The 6,218-nt window shown below is 63.7% G+C and carries 7 protein-coding genes; 5 read left to right on the plus strand and 2 right to left on the minus strand.

The features are described 5' to 3' along the window. Together EN745_RS27355 and EN745_RS27360 are read right to left on the minus strand one after the other, a co-directional pair. A partial coding sequence (locus EN745_RS27355) for a glycosyltransferase (protein ID WP_127422698.1) occupies window positions 1-946 on the minus strand: 946 nt, incomplete at its 3' end. Window positions 947-1,009: 63 nt separating this feature from the next. Continuing rightward, the gene (locus tag EN745_RS27360) at window positions 1,010-1,621 is read right to left on the minus strand and encodes a thymidine kinase (protein ID WP_126058636.1); all 612 of its coding nucleotides are present in this window, start codon (window positions 1,619-1,621) and stop codon (window positions 1,010-1,012) included. Between the two features lie 88 nt (window positions 1,622-1,709). On the opposite strand from EN745_RS27360, the gene EN745_RS36355 reads away from it, so the two are divergent. The 5 genes from EN745_RS36355 to EN745_RS27380 form a co-directional block, all read left to right on the plus strand. Continuing rightward, a complete protein-coding gene (locus tag EN745_RS36355) occupies window positions 1,710-1,868 on the plus strand; it encodes a hypothetical protein (protein ID WP_189347317.1) in 159 nt (52 codons plus the stop codon). Next, a complete protein-coding gene (choX, locus tag EN745_RS27365) occupies window positions 1,856-2,791 on the plus strand; it encodes a choline ABC transporter substrate-binding protein (protein WP_126058637.1) in 936 nt (311 codons plus the stop codon). The genes EN745_RS36355 and choX overlap by 13 nt, the downstream gene beginning before the upstream one ends. 220 nt (window positions 2,792-3,011) lie before the next feature. Beyond that, window positions 3,012-3,866, plus strand: a complete 855-nt coding sequence (gene choW / locus EN745_RS27370) for a choline ABC transporter permease subunit (protein WP_126058638.1) — start codon at window positions 3,012-3,014, stop codon at window positions 3,864-3,866. Beyond that, window positions 3,863-5,044 carry a choline ABC transporter ATP-binding protein gene (choV, locus tag EN745_RS27375; protein ID WP_127422699.1) on the plus strand — a complete coding sequence of 394 codons (1,182 nt, stop codon included), beginning with the start codon at window positions 3,863-3,865 and terminating at the stop codon, window positions 5,042-5,044. The genes choW and choV overlap by 4 nt, the downstream gene beginning before the upstream one ends. A 159-nt stretch (window positions 5,045-5,203) precedes the next feature. Next, a partial coding sequence (locus tag EN745_RS27380; protein ID WP_127422700.1) for an MBL fold metallo-hydrolase occupies window positions 5,204-6,218 on the plus strand: 1,015 nt, incomplete at its 3' end.

The raw sequence follows: 6,218 nt of genomic DNA on the forward strand, positions 1-6,218 counted from the left end.
CGACCAGCCCCGCCGCCATCGCTTCCAGCGCCTTGATGCGGGTGCCGCCGCCGTAGCGGAGCGGCATCGGCGCGTAGCCCGCCGAGGCGAGCAGGTCGTGCAGGCTGTCAGGGTTTTCTACAAGGCGAAGGCCGTGTTCGGCGCATATCCGGCGCACGAGATTGTCGGGGGTCTTGCCGGCGACGGTGATCGACCAGTCGCGACCCGAGGCGGCGAGATGCGGCGCCATCCTGCGGCCCATCTGTTTGACGGCGTCGATGTTGGGGAAATAGCCGAGATGGCCAACGAAGCAAAGGCGCAGTGCCTCGTATCGACGGCTCGTTGTCGGCAAGGAAAGCACGCTTTCTTCGGGGATCGGATTGGCGATCACCCTGACGTCGCCTGTAGGGCCGAGGGCGGAAAGCAGCGTCCGGTCGACCCCGGAGCAGACCCAGACCTGATCTGCCACCGCCGCCGCATGTCGGTCGGCGTCCCGCGCCTGCTTGATCCTGCGCCTGTTCTCGCGCACCTTCCGCAGCCGCTTCAAGACCGGCAGCCCGGCAATGCCGTCCGCCACCGTCTTGGAATCGATATCGTGCAGGTCAATGACAGTGCGCGCGCCATGCTGCGGCGCCAGGTCAAGCAATTGCGCAAGCACGATGTTTTCGACCACCACCAGATCGGGCGCGAAAGCCCGCCAAAGCGCGTCGGCTTCGGCCAGTTCGTCGGCCGGCATGATGCGCATGGTCGGATGTGGCCTGTGACTTTGCCAGGCGCCGTTGCGGCGCGCCGACTCGAGGGCAAGGTGCCTGACATTGGAGAGCCAGGTTTGCGCTGGCGAACCGGTCAGGCTTACGGTCAGAACCTCGCCGACCGCCGAGAGCGCCCGCGCGTTGGCCGCGCACCTGATCTCGCCGCCGGACAGTGGTGGGAACGGACAAGTGAGCGTGAACTGAAGGATTTTCATGCTGCCCCCGCGGACAACAGTAGTCCAAGGCGCTTGAGGCCGGAATAGCGCAAGTCAGCCGGCTCAGGTTCTGGCGAAGCCGATGAAGTCGTCGGGCGCGGCGCGGCCCATTTCCTCTTCCCAGTGGCGGCGGCAGAGAGAAACATAGACGTCCTTGCCGATCGCCACCTGCTCGCCCTGCCTTGCCACCTTGCCGTCAGGACCCAGCCGCACGACCATCGTCGCCTTGCGGCCGCAGCGGCAGATGGTGCGCACCTCGCGCAGGTCGTCGGCGATGGCCAGCAGCACTCGCGAACCGGAAAACAACTTGCCCTGGAAATCGGTGCGCAGGCCGTAACACATGACCGGTATGTTCAGCCGGTCGGCGATACGGGCCAGTTGCCAGACCTGCTCTTCCTCGAGGAACTGCGCCTCGTCGACGAAAATGCAGTGCACAGTGGTGTGCTCGTGGTGCTCAGCGACACGGGCGAACAGGTCGTCGCCGTCGCGAAACATCTCGGCCTCGGCCTCGAGGCCGATGCGCGACGAGATCAGCCCGCTGTCGCCCTTGCGATAGTGTCCAGCGATGAACAGCATGGTGGTCATGCCGCGCTCCCGGTAGTTGTAGGACGCCTGCAAGAGCATCGTCGTCTTGCCGGCGTTCATCGTCGCGTAGTTGAAATAGAGCTTGGCCATGCCGCCTTTTAAGCCGAGTTGCAGCACGGCGGGGAGGGGGCGCTGTCGCATTCCCCTGAAAAAGCCGCGCTGTCCGAAAAGCGTCGGCGTGTCGCTGATCGGCCAGCGCGCGCCGTTCATCGTGATGTGGCAACGCTTGAAACCGCAGCAAAATGGTGTTTGGCTGACGAAACAAGGCGGAGACACAGACCGTAACTTCGCCGTGCCAAAAAGAATCGCAATGGGAGATTATCAATGTCGCGTATGAATTCCTTCGTCGCCGGTCTTGGCCTGGCGGCTCTTCTGTCCACCACCGCTGCCTTTGCCGGCGATCCGGCGAGCTGCAAGGCGGTGCGCCTGTCCGATGTCGGCTGGACCGACATCCAGGCCACCACCGGCCTCGCTTCGGTGCTGCTCACCGCGCTCGGTTATGAGCCGCAGGTGATCCAGCTTTCGGTGCCGGTGACCTATGCGTCGCTGAAGAATAACGACCTCGATGTCTTCCTCGGCAACTGGATGCCGTCGATGACCAACGACATCAAGGACTACACCGCCGACGGCTCGGTTGAGACCATCAGTGAAAACCTCAGCGGGGCCGGCTACGGCATCGTCGTGCCGACCTATGTGGCGGACGCCGGCGTCAAGACGCTGACCGATCTCGGCAAGTTCAAGGACAAGTTCGGCGGCAAGATCTATGGCATCGAGGCCGGCAATGACGGCAACCGCATCATTCTCGACATGATCAAGAACCCGAAGGACAATCTGGAGGGCTTCGAGCTGGTCGAGTCCTCGGAAGCCGGCATGCTGACTCAGGCCGAGCAGTCGATGAAAAGCAATGAGTGGATTGCCTTCCTCGGCTGGACGCCGCATCCGGTGATGGGCGCCATGAAGATCACCTATCTCGAGGGCATGGGCGACAGCGGCTTCGGCGCAGCCACCGTGCATACCAACGTGCGCAAGGGCTACACCACCGAGTGCCCGAATGCCGGCAAGTTCATCGCCAACCTGAAGTTCAACCTGGACATGGAAGGCGAGATGATGGACGCGATCCTCAAGGGCGGCGACGCCAACACGGTCGCGACCGACTGGCTGAAGAAGCATCCCGATGCAATCGCCCCCTGGATCGCCGGCGTGACCACCTTCGATGGCGGCGACGCGGCGGCCGCGGTCAAGACCGCGCTCGGGAGCTGAGCCGACTTGCGTTCGGCGTGACCGATCAGGAAGGGCAGCCAATCAAGAATAGGCTGCCCTTTTTCTTAATGCGCGTCGCGCTGAGACGGATTCAAGCGACGCGCTTCAAAGTGTTTGTCCGCCTGTCGTTTCCCAAAACCGCTGCGCACTTTTGGGCGACATGCGTTAAGCTGTGAGAAGATGACCGTCCGGCAAAGGCGGCAAGTCAAAGAGGGGCGAGATGGATCCTATTTCGAAATTCCTGGTCGGCTACAAGATACCCATAGGTCAGTGGGGAAAGGCCTTCTTCGGCTTTCTCACCGATAATTTCGACACCATTTTCAGGGCCTTCTCCAACGGCCTCAATTTCCTGCTTGACGGGCTGGTGGACGGGCTGCTGCTGATACCGCCAGTTTTCCTCATCGCGTTGATCGCGCTGCTCGCCTATTTTCTGCAACGATCGAGAGGGCTGGCGGTAGCCGTCTTTATCGGGCTGCTGTTCATCCTGAACCAGAACCTCTGGAAGCAGACCGTGGAGACGCTGGTGCTGGTGGTTGCCGCGGCGGCCGCCTCGATGGCCATCGGCGTGCCGCTCGGCATCTGGGCCGCGCACAAGCCGAAGATCTACCGCTTCATGCTGCCGGTGCTCGACCTGATGCAGACGCTGCCCACCTTCGTCTACCTCATCCCGGTGCTGACCCTGTTCGGGCTTGGCAACGCGCCCGGCCTTATCGTCACCATCATCTTCGTCATTCCCACTCCGGTTCGTCTTACCCATCTCGGCGTCACTTCGGTGCCGAAGTCGATTGTAGAGGCCGGCGAGGCGTTCGGCGCCACCAAGAGACAGCTTCTCTGGAAGGTAGAGCTGCCTTCTGCCTTGCCCACGATCATGGCGGGCCTGACGCAGTCGATCATGCTGTCGCTGTCGATGGTGGTGTTCGCCGCCCTCATTGGTGCCGGCGGCCTCGGCACCGAAATCAACCGCGCGCTCGGCTCTCGCAAGATCGACCTCGGTCTCGAGGCCGGCCTCGCCATCGTCGTGCTCGCCATCGTGCTCGACCGGATGACCCGCATTGGCGTTGGAGGCAAGAAATGACCGTCGCCGTTGACTTCAAGAATGTCGACATCGTCTTTGGCGCTGACCAGGCCGGCTCGCTGGCGCTGATCGACCAAGGCGCCACCCGCGCCGAGATCCTCGAAAAGACCGGCAACGTGCTTGGCTGTGCGGGCGCCAGCCTGACGATCCATGAGGGCGAGATTTCCGTTCTCATGGGCCTGTCCGGCTCCGGCAAATCGACCCTGCTCAGAGCCGTCAACCGGCTCAACGTGGTGTCGCGCGGCCAGGTTCTGGTCAAGGACGGCGACCGTACGGTCGATGTCGTCACGTGCGACGAGGCGACGCTCAGGCGCCTGCGGCAGAAGCAGGTGGCGATGGTGTTCCAGCAGTTCGGCCTTTTGCCGTGGCGCACGGTGGAGGAAAATGTCGGCTTCGGCCTCGAGCTCGCGGGCGTGCCGGAGGCCGAGCGCAAGGAGCGGGTCAGGAAGCAGCTTCAGCTCGTCCATCTCGACCAGTGGTCGAAGAAGTACGCGCATGAGCTTTCGGGCGGCATGCAGCAGCGCGTCGGCCTGGCCCGCGCCTTCGCCACCGAGGCGCCGATCCTGTTGATGGACGAGCCGTTCTCGGCGCTCGATCCGCTGATCCGCACCAAGCTGCAGGACGAATTGCTGCAGCTGCAGGCGGAACTGAAGAAGACCATCATCTTCGTCAGCCACGACCTCGAGGAGGCGCTGAAGATCGGCAGCCACATCACCATCATGGAAGGCGGGCGCATCGTGCAGACCGGCGCGCCGGAAGACATCGTGCTCAGGCCTGCCAACGACTATGTCCGCGATTTCATCGCCAACGTGAATCCGCTGTCGGTGCTGACGGCCTGGAACGTCATGCGCGACCGCCGCGACCTCGACCACGGCGAGGACGGCTGGGTATGGCTCGACCGGCGCAAAACGACGCGCTTCAAGATCGACGATCACTGGCTGGTGGCGGCCGCCGAACGCGACGGCAAGCCTGCGGTGTGGGTGTCCTGTGCCGATGTCGAGCGGCTGCCGGAGGAGACGGCGCAGGTCTTCTGGGCGACGCCTGGCACGTCGCTGAAGACGGTGATGCTGGCCATGCACCGCTCACAGACAGCGCCGGTGGCGCTGTTCGATGAGCAGTCGCGCTTCGTCGGCGCGATCGGGATCCGCGACGTTCTGAGCGCCGTGCTGCGGCGATAATCGCCCGCAAGTCGACGATGCCGCGGCCGAAGGTGCCGGCCGCGGATGCGCCGGTTGGCACCTTGGTACGACTGGCAGGGACGGGAACCGTGCCCTAGTATCATTCCTGCCGCGGCAAATCGCGCCGCGGGCGGCAGGCGCAAGGGGCATGCAGCAGGGATGATTTTCCGTCAGCTCTTCGATTCGGCATCGGGCACCTACTCCTATCTGCTGGCCAGCCGCCGGGGCGGCGAGGCGCTGATCATCGATCCGGTGCTGGAAAAGGTCGAGCGCTATCTGCAGCTGGTCAACGAACTCGACCTCAAGCTGGTCAAGGCGGTGGACACGCATCTGCACGCCGATCACATCACCGGCCTCGGCGCGCTGCGCGACCGGACGCATTGCGTCACGGTGATGGGCGAGCAGACCAAGGCCGACGTGGTGTCGATGCGGCTGGCCGACGGCGACAAGCTGGCCATCGAGGGGCTGGCGCTCGACGTCATCTACACGCCCGGCCACACCGACGATTCCTACAGCTTCATCCTGCCGGACCGGGTCTTCACCGGCGATACGCTGCTCATTCGCGGCACCGGCCGCACCGACTTCCAGAACGGCGATCCGCGCCAGCAGTACGAATCGATCTTCGGCCGCCTGCTCAAGCTTCCCGACGAGACACTGATCTTCCCGGCGCATGACTACAAGGGCGAGACGGTCTCGACCATCGCAGAGGAGAAAGCCTTCAATCCGCGCCTGCAGGTGAAGTCGGTGGACGAGTATGTCGAGATCATGAACAACCTCAAGCTCGCCAACCCGAAGATGATGGACGTCGCCGTGCCGGCCAACATGAAGGTCGGGCTGCATCAGGACGAGATCGCCGGGCGCGGCTGGTCTGTCACGGCGGACGAGGCGCTGGCGATTGTCGGCAGGCCGGACGTGGCTTTGATCGATTTGCGCGAGAGCGCCGAGCGGGAGCGGCATGGCGTCATCCCGGGTGCCATCCATCTGCCCTATCCCAGGCTGCAGGAGAACATCGCCGCCGGCGGCATGCTCAATGAGCTCGCCCGATCGACCAGCAAGCAGCTTTTGTTCTACTGCGCCTTCGGCGAACGCTCGGCGATGGCGGTGCAAGCGGCGCAGGACGTCGGCATCGCCAACGCCCGTCATATCCAGGGCGGCATTGACGCGCTGAGAAAGG

The sequence above is a fragment of the Mesorhizobium sp. M4A.F.Ca.ET.022.05.2.1 genome (assembly GCF_003998845.1).
GTDB lineage: Bacteria > Pseudomonadota > Alphaproteobacteria > Rhizobiales > Rhizobiaceae > Mesorhizobium.

What these genes read in the sequence shown, in the direction of transcription:
- EN745_RS27360 (WP_126058636.1), bottom strand. Translation starts at nt 1,621, where the DNA reads ATGGCCAAGCTCTATTTCAACTACGCGACGATGAACGCCGGCAAGACG.
- choX (WP_126058637.1), top strand. Translation starts at nt 1,856, where the DNA reads ATGTCGCGTATGAATTCCTTCGTCGCCGGTCTTGGCCTGGCGGCTCTT.
- choW (WP_126058638.1), top strand. Translation starts at nt 3,012, where the DNA reads ATGGATCCTATTTCGAAATTCCTGGTCGGCTACAAGATACCCATAGGT.
- choV (WP_127422699.1), top strand. Translation starts at nt 3,863, where the DNA reads ATGACCGTCGCCGTTGACTTCAAGAATGTCGACATCGTCTTTGGCGCT.